Raw genomic sequence first — 21700 nt, forward strand, 5'->3', positions numbered from 1 at the left:
CTTCCGCGCCCGTTTGCCGCGACGGCGGGACGGGGCGGCCGATATGGCGGGTCGTGCTTGCGCCGGTCGCGCGCCGTGCGACGCTGCGCCACCGGTATGACTTCGGCGCGTTCATCGACCGACCGTATGCGTGGCGAGGTGCTGACGGATCAGCGACAGATAGCGATCGCCGACGGAGAAGTCGCGCGCGACACGCGACCGCTCGGGCTGGCGCAGCGTTGCCGGCGCGCTCACGCCCAGATAGCGGCAAAGCGCGGACGGAAACGGCTTGCGCGTATGGCCGAGCTGGCGCGCCGCGCGCTCGACGCGGGCGTCGCCGACCTGTGCACGCAGCCAGGCGAGCACTTGCCGATCGGTGTCGTTGACGATACGGACCAGATGTTCCGCTTTAAACAGGGACCCTTGTTGCATAAGGCTCTCCGGGGGGTCTCGTCGATCGACCGGGCCGGCCGCGATGCAACGCTACGCCGGACCCGGAGCCGACAACCAGTCCTGCCGACGGTGGCGCGTGCTTCGTGCCGGTGCCGCCAATACTGGTTGGTTATACAGCTGGTTATCCATACAGTATTTGGGGCGAAGTGGGTTGTCAAGCGGAATGTCGGGCTATCGGTGAAAGGGATGAGGCGGGACAGAGGGCGCTTGCGTCCAAGCACCGCGGAAGGGCTTCCGCGCCGGTCGTTATCGCCCGCGTTTCAGGCCGTGATACCGAGACGTGCCACGGTCTTGCGTCGCCCTACAACGCGAAGCAACCGCCCAACGTGCAGACACCCCGTTCGCCCCGCGCCTTCCCGCCAGGTTCGCTTCGACAACCTCGCGCGACAAGGCAACGGTACGCGGGCTCCGGCGAGCCCGCGCGCCCATACGCGCCCATCCCCCCCACTCAGCGCGTCCGCGCCGCGCCCCGGGCCACTCCATCGGAACCGCCCCGCGGCACGAGTTCCGCATAGCGCGCATCGGTGAGCGTGCCGAGGAAGGCGACGATGTCGTCGATCTCGGCGTCGGTCAGCGCCGGCGGCGTGCCCGGCCGACGATTCAGCGGCGTCGAATTGACGTTGATGTTGCCGCGATAGGCCACCGGCACGTCGTCGAATGTCCGCGCGCCGTGATACCAGAACGCAGGGTCGGTCGAGCGCGTGTTGTAGAACGCGACGGCGTCGCGCAGCGTGCGGAACACGCCGTTGTGCATGAACGTCTGCTTGACCGCGACGTTGCGCAGCCCCGGCGTGCGCAGGTAGCCGCACCATTGCGTCGGCTCCGGCCAGCGCAGGCGCGCGGCGGTGTCGCACAGTCCGTTGTCGAAATGCCGCGGATCGCGGTTCGCGGCGAGCGCCCGGTTGCGCGGCACCGCAATCGCGTCGTAGCCGAAATCGGTGAACAGCGAGCGCTCCGGCCGGCTGGACGTCTCCGACAGCGTATGGCAACTCATGCAGTTGCCCTTGTCGGGATTGCGAAACAGCGCCAGGCCGCGCATCTCGGCCGGAGCAAGCGGCGCACGCGTGCGCAGAAACGCGTCGAAGCGCGACGTGAACGGCGCCATTTCATCGCTCTGCAGATAAGCCTCCATCGCCGACCCGAGCGCCTGCACCAGCCGTTCGGGATCGCGCCGCACCGACGCGCCGAACCTCGCGGCGAGATCGCCGGCCAGTTCGGTGCCGTCAACCTTGCGCAGCAGCGCGGCCGGCGACCGGTTGTTCATCTCGTTCGGATCGAACAGCGGCCCGCGGATCTGTTCGGCGAGCGTATCCGCGCGGCCGTCGTCGAACAGCCCACCGAACGGCGCCGGCGCCGGCGCGTCGTCGTCCTGGTAGAAGTGGCGGCGCGGCACGTAGCGCACATACAGCAGCGACGGCGCGTTGCGCCGGCTGAAGCGGCCCGGGCGGCTGCCTTCCGGCACGCCGGGCCCCGCGAGTGCGGCGGCCGACAGCGTCGGCGCGAATGCGCGCGCCGGATCGTGGCAGCCCGCGCACGACATGCCGCGCGGCTCGGACAGCCGCGAATCGAAGAAGATCCGACGGCCGAGCGCGACGAGCGTCGGGTCGGGCGCGAAACGGGCGGTAGCCGCATCGATCTTGCCCGCCACCTGCGGTGTGCCGTTGCCGATCGTGCCGACCACGCGCGACGGCGGCGCGCCCGCCAGCAGCGTCGTTTCCGGCGGTGCGGCCCGCGTCGACGGCGCCGCCGATAGGGCGATCCCAACGAGTGCCGCTGCAGCGGCCATGCGTATCGTCCGGCTGCCGACGCTGGAAGTCGAGGCAGTCGCCGGACCGGCGACTGCGCCGTTCGCCAACCCATATGCACCCGCCGATCCGACCACCGCCGCGCGCCGCACGAGCACCTCGCCGCAATCCCTCAGCGAACGACCCGTCGCTCGAATCGCGTCGATCACGGCGTGATGAATCCGGTCTTGTCGCAGGCGAGCGTCGTGCCCGACTGGCTGCACGACGCGAGCAGCTTGCCGGCCGCCGAATAGGCATGGAACAGCCAGCCCGTCGCGGGCGCCGGGCGCCGCTCCATGATCAGGAAGCCAAAGCTGTTGTTGTGCGACAGCCGTTCGATCACGGCGCCCGGTGCAGGCGTGAGGCCGGCCGGGAACGGATCGGGCAGCGCGACGTCGAGGTTGTCGCCGCCGTTGCCCGACACGATCGTCGCCGGATGTCCCGACGAGAAGTTGATGGCCTGGAAGTCGTGCACGTGGCCGTGCAGCGCGACATGGATGCCGGGCGGGTAGTACGCCTGCGCGTTCAGGCTCGCCATCACCGACTGCAGCGCGAGGTTGCCCGGCGCCGGCGTGCTGCCCGCGATCGGCGCGAACGCGAGGATCGGATGATGGTTCGTGAAGATCGTCGTCGACATCCCCGCCTTCGACGCGAGCGACGCCACCGACTGAAACTGCTTCTGGTAGATGCGAAATTGCGCGTCGGTCGTCTTCAGCGGATTGCGCCCGACCTTCGCGCTGTCGAACACGATCACCTGCGTGCCGCCGCCGAGCGATACCGCGTACGGCTCGGAGTAGTTCGCGTCGGCGTCGTTGGCCGGATCGTCGCACGTGCGCGTCGCGGCATACGGGCGCGGATCGAGGAAGCGATACCAGCCCTGTCCCGCGCGCGCGCATTCCTCGTGGTTGCCGCGCACGACCACCCACGGCGCCTTGGCGAACAGCGGGGCGGCCGGGCGGAACAGGTCGGCCTGCCACGCATCCCAGCCGTAACCCCACGGGCTGTCCTTGCAGCCGGCGATGTCCGGCGGGCAAGCGTTCTCGCGATAGTGGTAGTCGCCCACGTGCAGCACCAGGTCCGGCGACAGCTTCGCGACGCTCGCCGCGATCGTGTCGAACGGCCAGACGGTCGCGTCGTTGCACGCCTGCCATGCGTTGTCGGCCTTCTTCATCCGGCAGCCGGTATCGGCGATGATCGCGACGCGCTGGGGTTGCGCCTTCGGCAGCGGCAGCGTGCGGCCCGCGACGCTCGCCGCCTGCGCATCGGCCGGCAACGTCGCCTCGCAAACCGACACGGGGAAGCTCGACGGCTTCGAGTCGGCCGGGTCGCTGGCCGTCGGCCGTTGCGCGACGGTCGCGGCGCCGGCGCGCAGCGTCATGCGCGACTGCTTGCCGTCGACCGATAGTTGCGGACACACCGGATCGCTCGCGGAAGCCGGGCTGTAGTTGGTGATCACGCGTGCGATCGCCTGGTTCGCGTCGCCGATCTCGACCCATGCGGCCTGGACGTTGATCGCGGCGCTCGCGGGGTCGGCGGGCGAGTCGATGTGGTTCGAGCACGCGGACAGGGCGACCGCGGCGAGCGCGGCGCAGCGCGCGAACAGCGCGGATGAGAGCAGTCGTGGCATGGAAGGCACCGTAGGAAAGCCGTCAACGATACGCAGCGCGAATGTAAGAAATATGAACGGTCGGCGAGCGCAGCCTTGACTTCAAGCCGGCTTGAAGCAGCATAGTCGCGATTCCGATCAACGCTGCAGCGCAAAGGATGACGATGATGACAGACAGCCGCCCCAACGAAGCACAGAGCGCGCTATGGAACGGCCCGTCCGGGCTCGCATGGGTCGAGGCGCAGCGCACACTCGACCGGATGTTCGAGCCGTTCGAGACGCTGCTCGCGGACGCGGCGGCAGCCACGTCCGCGCATGGCGTGCTCGACGTCGGATGCGGGACCGGCGCGGTCACGCTCGCGATCGCGCGACGGCTCGCGAAGGAGGCGCAGTGCACGGGTGTCGACATTTCGGCGCGGATGATCGCCGCGGCGCGCGGGCGGGCCGAGCGCGACGGCGTCGATGTCGAATTCGTGCATGCCGACGCGCAGACGCATCCGTTTGCACGCGAGCGCTTCGATCTGATCGTGTCGCGTTTCGGCGTCATGTTCTTCGACGATCCGGTTCGCGCGTTCACCAACCTGCGGCGTGCGGCGCGCGCGAACGCGCAACTGCGGTTCGTCGCCTGGCGCGCCGCGGCCGACAATCCGTTCATGACGACGGCCGAACGCGCCGCCGCGCCGTTGCTGGCCGATCTGCCTGCGCGCCAGCCGGGCGCGCCCGGGCAGTTCGCGTTCGGCGACCGGCAGCGCGTCGTGTCGGTGCTGTCGGACAGCGGCTGGGCCGACCTCGCGGTCGAGCCGGTCGATGTCGCGTGTGCGTTGCCGACGGCCGCGCTGGGCGACTACGTCGCGCGGCTGGGCCCGGTCGGGTTGGCGCTGCGGCAGGTGGATGTTGCGACGCGGCAGCGTGTGCTCGACGAAGTGCGCGGCGCGTTCGATCGCTACGTGCAGGGCACGGATCTGCGCTTTGATGCAGCGTGCTGGCTGGTCACGGCACGGGCGCCGTCTGCGTGAGGCGGCCGCGGCGCAACGGCTAATGCTGCCCGGCATATGCATCGTCGTTCACGTGTGACGGACGCGCGGCTGACACCGCAGATATCAACCGCGACGCCCCCGCAACATCACCCAAGCGCAACCGGCGGCAACGAGTGCGAGCCCGAGCAGCACCGCTTCGACGCCGAGCGCGAAACCGGGCGGCATTTCCCCGTGGTCGTGCTCCGGCGACAGGTTTTGCGTGATCGCCACGGCGCCGCCGGCCAGCAGCGCGATACAGACGATCCAGTAGAGCTTGCCGCGCGGCGCGGCCGCGCGAATTCGCCACAGCGCGAGCCCGACGCCGCCGAGGTAAAGCACCGCGAGCGTCGCGAGCGCGACGATGTCGCCGGTGCTGTCGTTCAGGAGCCCGCTCATCGCGTTGCTCCGTCGGCCGGCGCGCGCCGGCGCGGCGCGATCGCGACGGCATGCGCGTTCGTGCGGCTTCCATCGCGTGTTCGGGCGCACGGCGCGGCAGAGACGCGCGCCGGCGGGCCGTCGGCGGCACGCGACGCCTGCGATGACGCGACGGCCGCGAATGTCGTGCGAGGCAAAAGACGGAAATCCGGCATGGCTGGTATTCAGTTGTAGGCGCAACGAGACACGGCGCGTGTGTCGCGGTGTGAGGGCTGCAAGAACGGAACCTGCAGCGACGATCGAACCGGACGAATTGTAAGTGATCGCCGCGGGCGGGAAGGGCCGTGTGACGGGCGCGCCGCAGGCGCTGCGCAGCGCCCGCCGTGCATCGTTGCCGCGACCATCGATTTGCACGCCCGACAACGCGCGAAAGCGGCTCGCTCGCCGCCGCACGGGAGCAAACGACGTGCCTCCGCGAAGCGGCGCGTTTTTCGTAACCACCAGGCAATAATCGGCGCGCAGATGTTATATTGCGCGCGCGTGCGCCCGACCGATGGGCCAGAAAAATCAGTATCCGCGGACCGGCGCGCAACAGAAGAAATTCAACTAGAACGGGTCCGTCGCGCCGTCGGTCCAGCGTCTCCTGGACCAACGCCCGGCCCATGCGTCTACGCACCGAGGGGACCGACATGAACCGCGTTTATCGGCTGGTCTGGAGCCGCAGCTTGCGCGCTCCGCAAGTGGTATCCGAGCACACCAAAGCATCCCACGGCGGGGTCGACGCCAGCCATGGCGCCACACCCGCGCGCCGCTGCGCTTCCATCGTTTCCATTGGCGTGTCGCTGGGTCTGGCCGGCGCGGCCGTCCCGGCCTGGGCCGTCACATGTGCGCCCAGCACCATCGCTAATTGCAGCGCCGCGGGCGGCAGCGGCACCCCTGACCGCAGCGGCAACGGGGGCAGCGGTAACGGCGGCGGCGGCGGTGCATCTACGCTGAGCGGCCCCAACACGGTCCAGATTCCGGGCGGCGCCACGTCGGGCGGGACAGGCGGCACCGGCGCGATGAACGACAGCGGCCAGGGCGGCCCGGGCGGAGCCCCTGCCGCGGCGCTCGCCGGCGATGTGGTAATCAACGCGAACGTGCAGGGCGGCGCAGGTCAGGCGTTCGACGGCTTCAACTTCGCCGGCGGTGGCGGTGGTGGCGGCGCGGGTGTGTATTCGACCGGCACCAGCGTGACGGTCAACAGCGGCGTGACGGTGCAGGGCGGCACCGGCGGCAATGGCGGGGCCGGCACGTCGGGACCGGTGTCGAACGGCGGCGGTGGTGGCGGCGGCGGCGCGGCGTTGGTCATGGTGACGCCCGCGGCCGACGTGTCGAACCAGGGCACGCTGATCGGCGGGAACGGCGGCAACGGCGGCGGCGGTGGCTTCGCCGGCGGCGGCGGCGGCGGTGGCGACGGGTTGCTCACGCTCGGCAGCGGCTCGCAGGTGACCAACATCGGCACCATCGTCGGCGGCGTGGGCGGGGCCGGCGGCGGGGGCGCGAGCACGGCCGGCGCCAGCGGCGCGGGCGTCAACCTGGCGAGCGGGTTCACCGTGCTGACCAACGTCGGCACGATCACCGGCGGCGCCGGCAATGGCGGGGCCGCGGGAGCCGGCATCATCGTGAACGGCACCAGTGTCATCGTCAACGGCGGCACGATCGCGGGCGGCTTGTACGCCGACGGCGTGACGCGGGCCGCAGCGATCCAGTTCAACGGCACGAACAACACGCTGCAGTTGGTCACCGGGTCCAACATCGTCGGTGACATCGAGGTGTCGGCGGGGGCGGCGACCAAGATCACCGCGGGCTCCGCGGGGCTCACGCTGTCCAACCAGATCACGCTCGGCGATGCGGCATCCCGCGTGACCTTCGATTCGACCACGACCAACCTCGTGGTGTCGGGCGTGGTATCCGGGGCCGGCGGCATGGCCGTGAGCGGGAGCCGAACGATCACGCTCACGGGCGAGAACACCTATACCGGCGGCACCACGATCAACGCCGGCACGTTGCAGATCGGCAATGGAGGGACCACCGGCTCCGTCGCCGGCGACATCGTCAACAACGGCACGTTGGCGTTCAACCGCAGCGACACGGTCGCGTATGGCGGCACCATCAGCGGCACGGGCAGCATCGTACAGGCGGGCAGCGGCACGCTCGCGATCTCCGGCGCCGCAGGCTATGCGGGCAGCACCAACATCAACGCCGGCACGCTCGCGCTGATCGGCGCGGGCAGCATTGCGGGGTCCAGCGGCGTCGTCAACAACGGCACGTTCGATATTTCGGCGACGACCGCCGGCGCCGCGATCAATGCGCTCACCGGCTCGGGCACGGTCGCGCTCGGCGGCCAGACGCTGACGCTGGCCAACGCGGCCGGGACGTTCGGCGGAACCATCGGCGGCACGGGCGGGCTGACGGTTGCGGGCGGCACGCAGACGCTGTCAGGCGCCAATGGCTACGCCGGTGCAACGTCGATCAACGCCGGCACGCTGGCGTTGAGCGGGGCGGGCAGCGTTGCGGCATCGAGCGGGATCGTCAACGACGGCACCTTCGACATCTCGGCGACGACTTCCGGCGCCACGATCAATGCGCTCACCGGCTCAGGCACGGTCGCGCTCGGTGGCCAGACACTGACGCTGGCCAATGCGGCCGGCACGTTCGGCGGCACCATCGGCGGCAGCGGCGGGCTGACGATTGCGGGCGGGACGCAGACGCTGTCGGGTACCAACGTCTACACCGGTGCAACCTCGATCAATGCCGGCACGCTGGCGTTGAGCGGATCGGGCAGCGTCGCTGTGTCCGGCGGCGTCGTCAACAACGGCACGTTCGATATTTCGGCGACGACCTCCGGCGCCGCGATCAATGCACTCACCGGCACGGGCGCCGTTGCGCTCGGCGCTCGCACGCTGACGCTCACGAATGCGGTCGGCGCGTTCGGCGGCGCCATCAACGGCAGCGGCGGGCTGACGGTCGCGGGCGGTACGCAGACGCTGTCGGGCGCCAACGGCTACACCGGTGCAACGTCGATCAATGCCGGCACGCTGGCGTTGACCGGCTCGGGCAGCCTTGCCGCGTCCAGCGGCATCGTCAACAACGGTACGTTCGATATTTCGACGACGACCTCCGGGGCCGCGATCAATGCGCTCACCGGCACGGGTACGGTCGCGCTCGGCGGCCGGACGCTGACGCTCGCCAATGCGGCCGGCACGTTCGGCGGCGCCATCAACGGCACGGGCGGGTTGACGGTCACGGGCGGCACGCAGACCTTGTCGGGTGCCAATGGCTACACCGGTGCAACCTCGATCAATGCCGGCACGCTGGCGTTGACCGGTTCGGGCAGCCTCGCGGCATCGAGCGGGATCGTCAACGACGGTACGTTCGACATCTCCGGCACCACCTCCGGGGCCGCGATCAATGCGCTTACCGGTACGGGCGCCGTTGCGCTCGGCAGCCGCACGCTGACGCTCGCGAACGCGGCCGGCACGTTCGGTGGAACCATCAACGGCAGCGGCGGACTGACGATCGCGGGCGGCACGCAGACGCTATCGGGTGCCAACGGCTACACCGGTGCGACGTCGATCAATGTCGGCACGCTGGCGTTGACCGGGTCGGGTAGCCTTGTGGCGTCCAGCGGCGTCGTCAACAACGGTACGTTCGATATTTCGGCGACGACCTTCGGCGCCACGATCAATGCGCTCACCGGCACGGGTACCGTTTCGCTCGGCGCTCGCACGCTGACGCTCGCCAATGCGGCCGGCACGTTCGGCGGGACCGTCAACGGCACGGGCGGGCTGACGGTCGCGGGCGGTACGCAAACGCTGTCCGGCGTGAACACCTACACCGGGGCGACGATGGTCGACGCGGGCACGCTCGCGTTGTCCGGCGCCGGCCAGCTCGCGTCGTCCACGTCGGTCACGCTCGCCGGCTCGACGGCCGCGCTCGACCTGTCCGCGGCCGGCAGCCAGACGGTCGCGCATCTGTCCGGCGTGACGGGCAGTCGCGTGGTGCTCGGCGGCAGCGCGCTCACGCTGTCCGACGACTCGTCGCAGACCTTCGGCGGCAGCCTCGTCGGCACCGGCGGCCTCGTCAAACAAGGCGCGGGCACGCTGACGCTGAACGGCGTCAGCACCGCGTTCTCCGGGACGACGACGGTGGCGGGCGGCACGGTGGCCGTCGGCGACGCGGCGAATGCCGGTGCGGTGCTGGGCGGCAATGTCGTGGTGAATGCACTCGGCACGTTGCGCGGCCACGGCACGGTAGCGGGCGACGTCAGCAGCAGTGGCGTCGTGGCGCCGGGCGGCTCGATCGGAACGCTGTCCGTCGGCGGCAACTATGCGCAGGCGGCGAGCGGCACGCTGTCGATCGAGGTCAGCCCCACCGAAGCGTCGCAGCTGCGCGTAGGCGGCGCGGCGACGCTCGGCGGTTCGTTGGCCGTCCTGTTCGATCCCGGCACCTATACCGCGCGCCGCTACACGGTGCTCAGCGCGGCCAACGGCGTGACCGGCCGTTTCGCGAACATCGGCGCGACCACGGCCGGCGCGAATCTCGGCGCGTTGCAGCCGTCGGTGGACTACGGCGCGAACGCGGTCGACCTGCTGCTCGCGGAGCCGGGCGGCCCTGGCACGCCGACCGGCCCGACGGTCATCGCGCCGACCAAGACGTCGATCTACACGGCGCTCGGCACGACCGCATTGCTGCAGGCGCAGGACGCCAGCTCGACGCTGCTCGGCCGTCTCGCCGGCCCACAGGACGACCCGGCGGGCTCCCGCAACGTATGGGCCGTCGCCAGCGGTTCGAGCACCAAGGTGGGCGGCACGGGCGGCGCGCCGGGCTTCCTGACGCACGCGTACGGATTCCTGGCTGGCGCGCAGGGACGGCTCGGCGGCGCCACGGTCGGTGGGGCCGGCGGCTACACGCACACCACGCTCGGCGAAGACACGACCGGTGCATCGGGCACCATCGACACGCTGCGCGTCGCGCTGTACGGCGCGCAGCCGGTCGGTGCCGTCAACCTGTCGGCCACGCTCGGCTACGGGCTCGATTTCCTGTCGCAGAAGCGGCCGTTCGGCAGCGCGGGTACGGCCGAAGGCGACCATCTCGGCCACGAGTTCACCGCGGCGACGCAGGCGAGCCTGCCGATGGAGGCGGGCGGTTTCCGCTTCACGCCGCACGTCGGGCTGCGGTATGCGTACGTGCGCGGCAGCGGCTTCGGCGAGAGCGGCGCGAACGGCCAGAACCTGAACGTCGGCCCCGACAACGCGCGCAGCCTTCAGCCTTATGTGGGCGTGTCGCTCGACAAGGCGTTCGGCGATGCCATGCGGTCGCTCGACGTGCAGCTTCGCGTCGGCTATGCGCACGAGGTGCTGCGCGGCAGCCGCGTCGTGCAGGTGCAGAGCCAGGACGGCACCGTGTTCGCCGTGCCGGGCACCGACCTGCCGCGTTCGTTCCTGACCACGGGCGCCAGCGTCACGCTGCAGGCCGCGAAGACGACCACCGTATCGCTCGGGTTCGATGCGACGATCGACACGAGTCATGTGTCGGCGCAGTCCGCGTATGTGCGGGTGAATCACCGGTTCTGATGTCGTTGTCCAGGGGGAGCGGACGGGGCCGGCTGCTCGCGTGACGGCAATCGACGAACTGCTGTCACGCGACGGGCGGACGTTGTCGAGCGGCGGTGGTTTCAAGTTGACGCTGCCGATGCCCCCCCGAAGCCGAAGCCAAAGCCAAAGCCAAAGCCGCCAACCGCACCGATATCGAAGCCAACACCACAGCCAACTCCGCTCCTCCCACATCCGCACGCGAACCGACTTGCTCGGGGTTTTCCCGAGGGCGAGCGGTTCGATCCCACTCCCTCTCTGCACCGGCCGAACGCTCTCCGCCCGCGCGCACGCTGGCGCGCCGCCGCCCACCCTCCGCCGCAAAACCAGTCCGTCGTACTAAACGCGACGAGCACGTGACACCGCCGCTGAAAATTTATTTTTTTCCTCCCGGTGGATTGTGTAAATTGATTTTCATCCACCTTCCAGTCAGCATTCATGACGCCACTCGTTCCGCCCGAAGCAAATCACGACGAGTCCGCGATCGCGGAGCGCATCGCGTCGGCCATGCCGAGGATGACGCCGATCCACCGCCGGATGGGCGAATACGTGCTCGCGAATCCGTTTCGCGCAGCGACGATGCGCATCGACGAACTCGCGCAAGCGGTGAACGCGTCCATCGCGACCGCGAACCGCTTCGCGAGGGCGCTCGGCTTCGACGGCTATCCGGCGATGCGCGCGGCGCTCGTGCGCGGCTTCGAGGCGACGCTCGGCCCGGTCGAGCGGCTGCGCTCCGCGCAGGAACAGGAGCAGGGCGTGCGCGGCGCGGCGTGGATCGACGCGGTGTTCGATCAGGCCGTCGCCAACATCGAGAACACGCGCACGCAACTGGATGCGGCCGACGTCGAGGCGGCGGTCGAGGCGATCGTCGGCGCGCGGCGCGTGCTGATTCTGGGCGCCGGCTCCAGCGCATTCCTGGCCGGACTGATGGAGCACGGCCTGTCGGTGTGTCATGACAACGTGCAGTCGCTCGCGCTGCTCGGCGGCCCTACGCATGCGGCGCGGCGTCTGTACACGGCCGATTCGCGCGATCTGGTGATCGCGCTCGCGTTGCCGCGCTACGTGAAGGACACGGTCGAGCTCGCACGCCGCGCGGCCGCGCGCGGCGCACGCGTGCTCGGCATTTCCGACGGCCCTGGCTCGCCGTTGGCCCCGGTCGCCTCGCTGAATCTCTACGTGAAGGCCGAGCGGCGCTTCGCGGCCACCTCGGAAGCGGCCGTGTTGACGATGATCGAAGCGCTGATCGACGCGGTCGCGCTGCGCACGCATCGCTCGGCGAAGTCCGCGGCCGAGATGACCGAATTCCTGTTGCCGTGGCTGCTCCAGCCGCAAGCCGCGCCGTCCGCGCCGAGCCCATCTTCCACCGATCGGAACAAGACATGACTTCACGCGCGATCGTCGCGATTCACGGCGGCGCAGGCACCATCCTGCGCGACGCGATGGACAGCGATACCGAACGCCGTTACCGCGCCGAGCTCGACGCGATCCTGCAAGCCGCGCAACGCGTGCTCGCCAGCGGCGGCAGCGCGCTCGACGCGGTGACCGTCGCGGTGCGGATGCTCGAAGACTGCCCGTTGTTCAACGCGGGGCGCGGCGCCGTCTATACGGCCGAAGGCAAGCACGAACTCGACGCCGCCGTGATGGACGGCGCGACGCTCGCGGCCGGCGCGATCTGCTGCGCGACCCGCGTGCGCAATCCGGTGCTGGCCGCGCGGCGCGTGATGGAAGCGAGCGAGCACGTGCTGTTCGCCGGCGCGGGCGCCGATGCATTCGCGGCCGCGCAGGGGCTCGAACTCGTCGAACCCGGCTACTTCGACACCGAAGCGCGTCATGCGCAATGGCTGCGGGCGCGCGCGGCGGCCGGCGCGATGCTCGACCACGACGCGGCGACTTTCTCATTCGGCGCCGGCCAGCCGCCTGAACCGCTCGACCCCGACCGCAAGCACGGCACGGTCGGTGCGGTCGCGTGCGACGTGCACGGCCATGTCGCGGCGGCGACGTCGACGGGCGGCATCACGAACAAGCAGCCCGGCCGCGTCGGCGACTCGCCGATCATCGGCGCCGGCTGCTACGCGGACGATGCGACCTGCGCGGTGTCCGCGACCGGCACCGGCGAGATGTTCATCCGGCTCGCGACCGCGCACGACGTGGCCGCGCAGATCGCGTATCGCGGCGCATCGCTCGCCGACGCCGCGCACGACGTCGTGATGAACAAGCTGCCGCGCCTGGCCGGCCGCGGCGGGATCATCGCCGTCGATGCGCACGGCAACGTCGCGATGCCGTTCAACACGGAAGGCATGTATCGCGGCTACGCGCGTGTCTGCGCGGCGCCCGTGGTCGGCATCTACCGCGACGACGCGGCGTGATTGCCGATCGAACCAGGAGACCTTCGCGATGACTTCGAGCCGAACCCCGTCCGCGCTGGTGCTGCCGGAGCAGCGCGTGGTCGCCGTCGACGGCCTGTCGGTGACGTTCCGCCGGGAGAACGCGACATTCGACGCCGTGCGCGACGTGTCGTTTCACGTCGATCGCGGCGAGACGCTCGCGATCGTCGGTGAATCGGGCTCCGGCAAATCGGTCACGTCGCTCGCGCTGATGCGGCTCGTCGAGCACGGCGGCGGCGAGATCACGAGCGGCCGGATGGTGTTGCGGCGTCGCGGCGGCGCGCTCGTCGATCTGGCTGCGGCGAGCGCGGCGGCCATGCGCGGCATCCGCGGCGCGGACATCGCGATGATCTTCCAGGAGCCGATGACCTCGCTGAACCCGGTGTTTACCGTCGGCGACCAGATCAGCGAGGCGATTGCGCTGCACCAGTCGAAGGGCGCGTCGGAAGCGCGCGCGGAGACGCTGCGCCTGCTCGATCTCGTGCGGATTCCCGAGGCGCGCCGCGTGTTCGCGCGCTATCCGCACCAGTTGTCCGGCGGGATGCGCCAGCGCGTGATGATCGCGATGGCGCTGTCGTGCCGGCCCGCGCTGCTGATCGCCGACGAGCCGACCACCGCGCTCGACGTGACGATTCAGGCGCAGATCCTGCAATTGATCCGCGGGCTGCAGGACGAAATGAAGATGGGCGTGATCTTCATCACGCACGACATGGGCGTGGTCGCCGAAGTGGCCGATCGCGTGCTCGTGATGTATCGCGGCGAGAAGGTCGAGGAGGGCGCGTCGGAGCGCATTTTCGCGACGCCCGCGCATCGCTACACGCGTGCGCTGCTCGCGGCCGTGCCGCGGCTCGGCTCGATGCAGGGCACCGATACGCCGGAGAAATTCCCGTTGTTGAGCGTGGATGGGACGCGCGCGACCGTGTCGGCGGAGGATGCGGCCGCAACGGCCAATGTAGCCACTACGCCCAACGCACTAAACCCCGTCGACGCCCCCCAACCCGCCACCGACCTTAGCGCACACGCCTCGATCGATCGCGCCGCGTCGCCGATCCTGCGCGTGCGCGATCTCGTCACGCGGTTTCCGGTGAAGAGCGGCGTGTTCGGCCGCGTATCGCAGTACGTGCATGCGGTCGAGCGCGTGAGCTTCGATCTGCACGCGGGCGAGACGCTCGCGCTCGTCGGCGAATCGGGCTGCGGCAAGTCGACCACCGGCCGTTCGCTGTTGCGCCTCGTCGAATCGCAGAGCGGCTCGATCGAATTCGACGGCCGCGACATCAGCGCGCTGAGGGGCCATGACCTGCAGGCGCTGCGCCGGAACATCCAGTTCATCTTCCAGGACCCGTTCGCCTCGCTCAATCCGCGGCTCACGGTCGGCTTCTCGATCATGGAGCCGCTGCTGGTGCACCGCGTGTCGAGCGGCCGCGACGCGCAGGCGCGCGTCGACTGGCTGCTCGACAAGGTCGGCCTGCCGCCCGACGCCGCCCGTCGCTATCCGCACGAATTCTCGGGCGGCCAGCGTCAGCGGATCGCGATCGCACGCGCGCTCGCGCTGAACCCGAAGGTCGTGATCGCCGACGAATCGGTGTCCGCGCTCGACGTGTCGGTGCAGGCGCAGATCGTGAACCTGATGCTCGACCTGCAACGCGAACTCGGCGTCGCCTACCTGTTCATCTCGCACGACATGGCCGTCGTCGAGCGCATCAGCCATCGCGTCGCGGTGATGTACCTCGGCCAGATCGTCGAGATCGGCCCGCGCCGCGCGGTGTTCGAGGCGCCGCAACATCCGTACACCAGGAAGCTGATGAACGCGGTGCCGGTGGCCGATCCCGCGCGCCGGCATGCGCCGCGCCAGCTGGCCGCCGACGAGATGCCGAGCCCGATCCGCGCGATCGGCGACGAGCCCGTCGTCGCGCCGCTCGTCGCGGTCGGCCCCGATCATTACGTCGCGGCGCATCGCGTCGGCGGCGCGTATTAGCCGGGATGTCCCGTCGAACCGGATTTGAATCGAGTGCCCGCGGGCCCACGGTTCGGGGTCGCCCCGGCAGCGCATCCGATGCGCGTCACGCAGCAGGAAGTCGAAACCGAAACGCCCGTTGGGCGTCGTCGATCCACGTAGAGGAACGTAAAGGAGCCCAGCAACATGAACCAGCCGCATCCGTTTCCGATGTTTCGTCCGCGCGCATCCTTCGTCGCGCTCGCCGGCGCGTTCGCGCTGACGGCCGCCGTGCCGGCCTTCGCGCAGCAGAACGTGGTGGTCGCGGTGTACTCGACGTTCACGACGATGGACCCCTACGACGCGAACGACACCGTGTCGCAAGCGGTCGTCAAGTCGTTCTACGAAGGGCTGTTCGGTTTCGACAAGGACATGAAGCTCGTCAACGTGCTCGCGACCGGCTATGAGGCGAGCCCCGATGCGAAGACCTACACCGTCAAGCTGCGCTCGGGCGTGAAGTTCCACGACGGCACCGACTTCAACGCGGCCGCGGTCAAGGCGAACTTCGACCGCGTGACCGACCCGGCCAACAAGCTGAAGCGCTACGGGCTGTTCCGCGTGATCGAGAAGACCGAGGTGGTCGATCCGCTGACCGTGCGCTTCACGCTGCGCGAGCCGTTCTCCGCGTTCATCAACACGCTCGCGCACCCGTCGGCGGTGATGATCTCGCCGGCCGCGCTGAAGAAGTGGGGGCGCGACGTGTCGCTGCATCCGGTCGGCACCGGGCCGTTCGAGTTCGTCGAGTGGAAGCAGACCGACGACATGAAGGTGAAGAAGTTCGCCGGCTACTGGAAGAAGGGCTATCCGAAGATCGACTCGATCGACTGGAAGCCGGTGGTCGACAACAACACGCGCGCGGCGCTGCTCAAGACCGGCGAGGCCGACTTCGCGTTCACGATCCCGTTCGAGCAGGCCGCCGACCTGAAGAACAACCCGAAGGTCGACCTGATCGAGCGTCCGTCCATCATCCAGCGCTACATCTCGCTGAACACGCAGAAGAAGCCGTTCGACAATCCGAAGGTGCGCGAAGCGCTGAACTACGCGGTCAACAAGGAAGCGCTCGCGAAGGTCGTGTTCGCCGGCTATGCGACGCCGCAGACGGGCGTCGCGCCGGTCGGCGTCGAATACGCGACCAAGCTCGGGCCGTGGCCGTACGATCCGGCCAAGGCGCGCGCGCTGCTGAAGGAGGCCGGCTATCCGAACGGCTTCGAGTCGACGCTGTGGTCCGCGTACAACCACTCGACCGCGCAGAAGCTGATCCAGTTCGTCCAGCAGCAGTTGGCGCAGGTCGGCGTGAAGGTGCAGGTGCAGGCGCTCGAGGCCGGCGAGCGGGTCGCGAAGGTCGAGAGCGCGCAGGACCCGGCGACGGCGCCGGTGCGGATGTACTACAGCGGCTGGTCGGCGTCGACCGGCGAGGCGAACTGGGCGCTGTCGCCGCTGCTCGCGTCCACCTCCGCGCCGCCGAAGCTCTACAACACCGCGTACTACAAGAACGCGGCGGTCGACGACGATCTCTCGAAGGCGCTCGAGACGACCGACAACGCGAAGAAAGCCACGCTGTACGCCGACGCGCAGAAGCAGGTGTGGGCCGATGCGCCGTGGATCTTCCTCGTGCAGGAGAAGATCGTGTACGCGCGCAGCAAGCGGCTGCACGGCATCTACGTGATGCCGGACGGCTCGTTCAACTTCGACGAAATCTCGGTGAAATGACGGCGCTTCGCCTGCCGCGCGGCGCGGGTGGCGCACGTTGCCCGCGCTGCCCGCGCGCTGATTCGATCGGTGCCCCATGCTGAATTTTCTCGTCAAACGCCTGTTCGGCCTGCTGCCCACGCTCGCGCTCGTCGCGGTGCTGGTGTTTCTGTTCGTGCACCTGCTGCCGGGCGACCCCGCGCGGCTCGCGGCCGGCCCCGAAGCCGACGACGCGACGGTCGCGCTGGTGCGCGCCGATCTCGGGCTCGACCGGCCGCTGCCCGCGCAGTTCGCGAACTTCTTCGTGAAGATCGCGCACGGCGATTTCGGCACGTCGACGCGCAGCAAGCGGCCGGTGTCGACCGAGATCGGCGAGCGCTTCATGCCGACGCTGCTGCTGACGCTCGTCAGCATGGTGTGGGCGACCGCGTTCGGCATGGCGATCGGGATCGCGTCCGCCGTGTGGCGCAACCGCTGGCCCGATCGTCTCGGGATGACGATCGCGGTGTCGGGCATCTCGTTTCCGGCGTTCGCGCTCGGGATGCTGCTGATGGAGATCTTCTCGGTGAAGCTCGGCTGGCTGCCGGTCGTGCCGGACGGCACGTGGAAGAGCTACGTGCTGCCGTCGCTGACGCTCGGCGCGGCGGTCGCGGCCGTGATGGCGCGCTTCACGCGCGCGTCGTTCGTCGAGGTGCTCAACGAGGACTTCGTGCGCACCGCGCGCGCGAAGGGCGTGCACGAGCCGATGGTGGTGCTCAAGCACTGCCTGCGCAACGCGATGATCCCGGTCGTCACGATGATGGGGCTGCAGTTCGGCTTCCTGCTCGGCGGCTCGATCGTCGTCGAGGCCGTGTTCAACTGGCCGGGGCTCGGGCGCCTGCTGGTCGATGCGGTGACGATGCGCGACTACCCGGTGATCCAGGCCATCGTGCTGCTGTTCTCGCTCGAGTTCATCCTGATCAATCTGACCGTCGACGTGCTGTACGCGGTCATCAATCCGACCATCCGGTTCAAGTGAGGCGCGCATGAACGCGACTGTCCAGCCGGCGGCGACGGCCGCATCGACCGCGATCCGCACGCCGTGGCGCGAATTCTGGCGCAAGTTCCGCAAGCAGACCGTCGCGCTGGTGGCCGGCGGCTTCGTGCTCGCGCTCGTCGTGCTCGCATTCGTCGGCCCGCATATCGTGCCGTTCGATCCGGAGAACTATTTCGACTACGACGCGCTGAACGCCGGGCCGTCGGCCGTGCACTGGTTCGGCGTCGATTCGCTCGGCCGCGACATCTTCAGCCGGATCGTCGCCGGCACGCGCATCTCGCTCGCGGCCGGGTTCTTCTCGGTCGCGCTCGGCGCGCTCGTCGGCACGTTGTTCGGGCTGCTCGCCGGCTACTACGAAGGCTGGTGGGACCGCATCACGATGCGCGTGGCCGACGTGCTGTTCGCGTTTCCGGGCATCCTGCTCGCGATCGGCGTGGTCGCGATCCTCGGCAACGGGATGGTCAACGTGATCTGCGCGGTCGCGATCTTCAGCATCCCGGCGTTCGCGCGGCTCGTGCGCGGCAACACGCTGATGCTCAAGCACATGACCTACGTCGAAGCGGCGCGCAGCATCGGTGCGTCCGACTGGACCATCATCATGCGGCACATCCTGCCGGGCACCGTGTCGTCGGTGGTCGTCTACTTCACGATGCGGATCGGCACGTCGATCATCACGGCCGCGAGCCTGTCGTTCCTGGGCCTCGGCGCGCAGCCGCCGACGCCCGAGTGGGGCGCGATGCTCAACGAGGCGCGCGCCGACATGGTGAGCGCGCCGCACGTCGCGATCTTCCCGAGCCTCGCGATCTTCCTGACCGTGCTCGCGTTCAACCTGCTCGGCGACGGGCTGCGCGACGCACTCGACCCGAAGCTGGAGCGCCGCTGATGGCTGGCGTACCGATGTGGTCGGCGACGCTGCCGGCCGGCCCGCGCGGCACGCTTGCCGACGTGCCGGGCGTGACCGTTGGCCACGCGACGCTCGCGGCCGGCGACGTGCAGACGGGCGTCACCATCGTGAAGCCGCATGCGGGCGACCTGTATCGCAGCAAGGTGCCGGCGGGCGCTGCGGTGATCAACGGCTTCGGCAAGAGCGTCGGGCTCGTGCAGGTCGACGAGCTCGGCACGCTCGAGACGCCGATCGCGCTGACCAACACGTTCGGCGTCGGCGCGCTCGCCAACGCGCAGATTCGCGCGGCGATCGCGCAGAACCCGCAGATCGGCCGCGACTGGCCGACCGTCAACCCGCTCGTGTTCGAATGCAACGACGGCTATCTGAACGACATCCAGGCGTTCGCGGTGACGGCCGCGCATTACGACGCAGCGTGCCTCAGCGCGTCGCGCGACTTCGCGCGCGGCGCGGTGGGGGCGGGGCGCGGCATGTCGTGCTTCGACCTGAAGGGCGGCATCGGCTCCGCGTCGCGCGTGACGGTCGCGGCCGGCAGGCCCTATACGGTCGGCGCGCTCGTGCTCGCGAACTTCGGTCGGCTGCCGATGCTGACGCTCGCCGGCGTGCCGGTCGGGCGCATCGTCGCGCAGCGGCGCGCCGTATCGTGCGTATCGCGCGCGCAGGCAACCGACGCGACGGCGCCCGAGCAGGGCTCGATCATCGTGCTGCTCGCGACCGATGCGCCGCTCGACGCGCGCCAGCTGTCACGGCTCGCCCGTCGCGCGGGCGCAGGCCTCGCGCGGACCGGCTCGGTCTACGGGCACGGCAGCGGCGACCTCGCGCTGGCGTTTTCCACTGCGTACACGATCGCGCACGATGCGTCGACCGTGTCGCTGCCGGCGCTCGTCGCCGACGCGGCACTCGATCCGCTGTTCATGGCCGCGGCCGAAAGCGTCGAGCACGCGATCGTCGACGCGGTGCTGCAGGCCGTGACGGTGACCGGCCGCGACGGCCACGTGCGGCAGTCGCTGCGCGATGCGGTGAACGACCTCGACCGCCTGTTCGGCGGCCAAGACGACGGACTTCCTACCCGCTCATGAAGATTCTGATTTCAACCGATATCGAAGGTGTGGCCGGCGTATTCGCCGTCGAGCAGACCCGCGCCGGCAATCCGGAATACGAACGCGCGCGCCGCTGGATGACCGGCGAGGCGAATGCGGCGATCGAAGGCGCATTTGCCGGCGGCGCGCAGGCCGTGTGGGTCAACGATTCGCATGGCGGATACCGCAACCTGCTGCCGGACGGGCTCGATGCACGCGCGCGCGTCGTGCTCGGCAAGCCGCGCACGCTGGGGATGATGGCGGGCCTCGAGCAGCGGCCCGATCTCGTGTTCATGATCGGCTTTCACTCGAAATCGCAGACGCGCGGCGTGCTGGCGCACACGATCAACAGCTTCGCGTTCGCGCAGGTCTGGGTGAACGGCGTCGAGCTCGGCGAAGCGGGGCTGTATGGCGCGCTCGCGCACGAATACGGCGCGCACGTCGCGCTGGCGTCCGGCGACGACGTGTTCGTCGACGAAACGCGGCCGCTGTTTCCGGACGCGCGTTTCGAGGTGCTCAAGACGGCCGGCGGCGCATCGAGCGGCGACACGCTGACGCCCGCCGCAGCGTGCGGGCGCATTGCGGTCGCGGCACGCGAAACCGTCGAGCATGCGCTTGCGTCCGGCTGGCACGCGGATGCGCATCGGACTGCCCCGGCCGCGTGTACGGTGCGCGTGCAGAGCGCCGCGCTCGCCGATCTGTTCTGCGTGCTGCCGTCGCTCGAGCGGGTCGATGCGGTGACGCTGCGCTTCGACGCGCCGTCGGTCGAGCACGTCGTGCGCACGCTGAACAGCCTGTCGGCCATGTCGTTCATGCTGCGGTGATGCGTGCCGAGCCGATGCCGCGCAGCGGCGGCGCATCAGGCGGGCGCGGTCGCTGCATCGTCGAGAAAGCGTTCCATCGCGGCGACGAGCGCGAGCGGCGTTTCGTTCATCGGGTAATGGCCGGCATTGCGCAGCACGTCGACGCTTGCGCGCGGGTAGCGGCGCAGATAGGTGCGCGCCATCAGCGCGGCGTCGAACGCCGGGTCGTGTTCGCCGATCAGCACCTTGACCGGATGACGGCCTGCAATTTCGTCGCTGAAATCCGTGTCGGCCCAGGCGCGGAAGTACGCGCCGAACGCCGTCGGCGACGAGCAGGATGCAGAATACGCGGCTTTCCACTCGACCCAGGCGGCGGGCAGGCGGCTACCGGTGCTGCGCTCGATGATGGTCCGGCGCGCGGCGATGCTGTCGGCCGCGCGTTCGAATAGCGCGTGACGCGCCGCGTCGAACGGCAGGCCGCCGCACGGGACCGGCGCGATCGGCACCAGCGCGCGTACGCGTTCGGGCGCGATGGCGGCAACCTTCTCGATCGCCATGCCGCCCATCGAGTGGCCGACGAGGCTGAAGGTGCGCCAGCCGAGTGTGTCGGCGAGCGCGAGCGTGTCGGCGGCGATTTCGGCGATCGAATACGCGCCGTGTGCGTCGCGCATGCGGCCGTAGCCGCGGTAGTCCATGAAGACATAGGTGAAGCGCTCGCGCGACAGCCACGGTTCGACGGGCTCGAACGCATGTGCGTCGCCGAACCAGCCGTGCAGCACGAGAACAGGGTGGGGGCCGTCCCCCACGCGATGAAACGTATTGGGCATGTTCGCTCCGATGAAGTCGCTATCCGGCCGGTTCGGCCGTCGGGTTGCGCGGCCGTGCGGTCGCGCAGGCGTGGAGCGGATCGTAGATCGATCGAAGGTGACCCGCCTTCGATATCGGGTCATTGACGATGGAATT

Annotated in this window: 15 protein-coding genes; 10 read left to right on the plus strand and 5 right to left on the minus strand. The window is 69.6% G+C overall.

Translation table 11 applies throughout. The features are described from left to right. Positions 1 to 111: 111 nt before the first annotated feature. The 3 genes from MBR110_RS17495 to MBR110_RS17505 all read right to left on the minus strand — a co-directional run bounded on the left by MBR110_RS17495 (position 112) and on the right by MBR110_RS17505 (position 3843). The gene (locus MBR110_RS17495) at positions 112 to 411 is read right to left on the minus strand and encodes a hypothetical protein (RefSeq protein WP_011881997.1); all 300 of its coding nucleotides are present in this window, start codon (positions 409 to 411) and stop codon (positions 112 to 114) included. A gap of 469 nt (positions 412 to 880) precedes the next feature. Next, positions 881 to 2218 (minus strand): cytochrome-c peroxidase, encoded by a 1338-nt coding sequence (locus MBR110_RS17500; RefSeq protein WP_046427253.1) that lies wholly within the window; start codon positions 2216 to 2218, stop codon positions 881 to 883. Between the two features lie 164 nt (positions 2219 to 2382). Continuing rightward, the gene (locus tag MBR110_RS17505; protein WP_045578092.1) at positions 2383 to 3843 is read right to left on the minus strand and encodes a metallophosphoesterase family protein; all 1461 of its coding nucleotides are present in this window, start codon (positions 3841 to 3843) and stop codon (positions 2383 to 2385) included. A gap of 146 nt (positions 3844 to 3989) precedes the next feature. On the opposite strand from MBR110_RS17505, the gene MBR110_RS17510 reads away from it, so the two are divergent. Further along, positions 3990 to 4838 (plus strand): class I SAM-dependent methyltransferase, encoded by an 849-nt coding sequence (locus tag MBR110_RS17510; RefSeq protein WP_059559719.1) that lies wholly within the window; start codon positions 3990 to 3992, stop codon positions 4836 to 4838. Positions 4839 to 4922: 84 nt separating this feature from the next. On the opposite strand, the gene MBR110_RS17515 is transcribed toward MBR110_RS17510, so the two are convergent. Then, positions 4923 to 5234 (minus strand): hypothetical protein, encoded by a 312-nt coding sequence (locus MBR110_RS17515; protein ID WP_034193879.1) that lies wholly within the window; start codon positions 5232 to 5234, stop codon positions 4923 to 4925. Between the two features lie 668 nt (positions 5235 to 5902). Between MBR110_RS17515 and MBR110_RS17520 the strand changes: the two genes are divergently transcribed. From MBR110_RS17520 to MBR110_RS17560, 9 genes are all read left to right on the plus strand, one after another. After that, the gene (locus MBR110_RS17520) at positions 5903 to 10831 is read left to right on the plus strand and encodes an autotransporter-associated beta strand repeat-containing protein (protein WP_181709445.1); all 4929 of its coding nucleotides are present in this window, start codon (positions 5903 to 5905) and stop codon (positions 10829 to 10831) included. 456 nt (positions 10832 to 11287) lie between these two features. Next, positions 11288 to 12232, plus strand: coding sequence for a MurR/RpiR family transcriptional regulator (locus MBR110_RS17525; RefSeq protein ID WP_011882003.1), 945 nt, complete (start codon positions 11288 to 11290; stop codon positions 12230 to 12232). Next, positions 12229 to 13215, plus strand: a complete 987-nt coding sequence (locus MBR110_RS17530; protein ID WP_175994240.1) for an isoaspartyl peptidase/L-asparaginase family protein — start codon at positions 12229 to 12231, stop codon at positions 13213 to 13215. Before MBR110_RS17525 ends, MBR110_RS17530 begins: the two co-directional genes overlap by 4 nt. A gap of 28 nt (positions 13216 to 13243) precedes the next feature. Next, positions 13244 to 15208, plus strand: a complete 1965-nt coding sequence (locus MBR110_RS17535) for a dipeptide ABC transporter ATP-binding protein (RefSeq protein ID WP_059622786.1) — start codon at positions 13244 to 13246, stop codon at positions 15206 to 15208. Between the two features lie 165 nt (positions 15209 to 15373). Beyond that, entirely contained in the window at positions 15374 to 16936 is a 1563-nt protein-coding gene (gene gsiB / locus MBR110_RS17540) for a glutathione ABC transporter substrate-binding protein GsiB (protein WP_011882006.1), read from the plus strand. 76 nt (positions 16937 to 17012) lie between these two features. Beyond that, positions 17013 to 17933, plus strand: a complete 921-nt coding sequence (gene gsiC, locus MBR110_RS17545; protein WP_011882007.1) for a glutathione ABC transporter permease GsiC — start codon at positions 17013 to 17015, stop codon at positions 17931 to 17933. Positions 17934 to 17940: 7 nt separating this feature from the next. Then, positions 17941 to 18834 (plus strand): glutathione ABC transporter permease GsiD, encoded by an 894-nt coding sequence (gene gsiD, locus MBR110_RS17550; RefSeq protein ID WP_011882008.1) that lies wholly within the window; start codon positions 17941 to 17943, stop codon positions 18832 to 18834. Further along, positions 18834 to 19934, plus strand: coding sequence for a DmpA family aminopeptidase (locus MBR110_RS17555; protein WP_059888403.1), 1101 nt, complete (start codon positions 18834 to 18836; stop codon positions 19932 to 19934). Before gsiD ends, MBR110_RS17555 begins: the two co-directional genes overlap by 1 nt. After that, positions 19931 to 20758, plus strand: coding sequence for a M55 family metallopeptidase (locus tag MBR110_RS17560; protein ID WP_059694390.1), 828 nt, complete (start codon positions 19931 to 19933; stop codon positions 20756 to 20758). The genes MBR110_RS17555 and MBR110_RS17560 overlap by 4 nt, the downstream gene beginning before the upstream one ends. Before the next feature lie 35 nt (positions 20759 to 20793). Here the strand turns inward: MBR110_RS17560 and MBR110_RS17565 are convergent, their stop codons facing one another. Continuing rightward, positions 20794 to 21564 carry an alpha/beta fold hydrolase gene (locus MBR110_RS17565; RefSeq protein ID WP_059567765.1) on the minus strand — a complete coding sequence of 257 codons (771 nt, stop codon included), beginning with the start codon at positions 21562 to 21564 and terminating at the stop codon, positions 20794 to 20796. Positions 21565 to 21700 lie beyond the last annotated feature (136 nt).

The sequence above is a fragment of the Burkholderia sp. MBR-1 genome (assembly GCF_013822785.1).
Taxonomy (GTDB): Bacteria; Pseudomonadota; Gammaproteobacteria; order Burkholderiales; family Burkholderiaceae; genus Burkholderia; species Burkholderia vietnamiensis.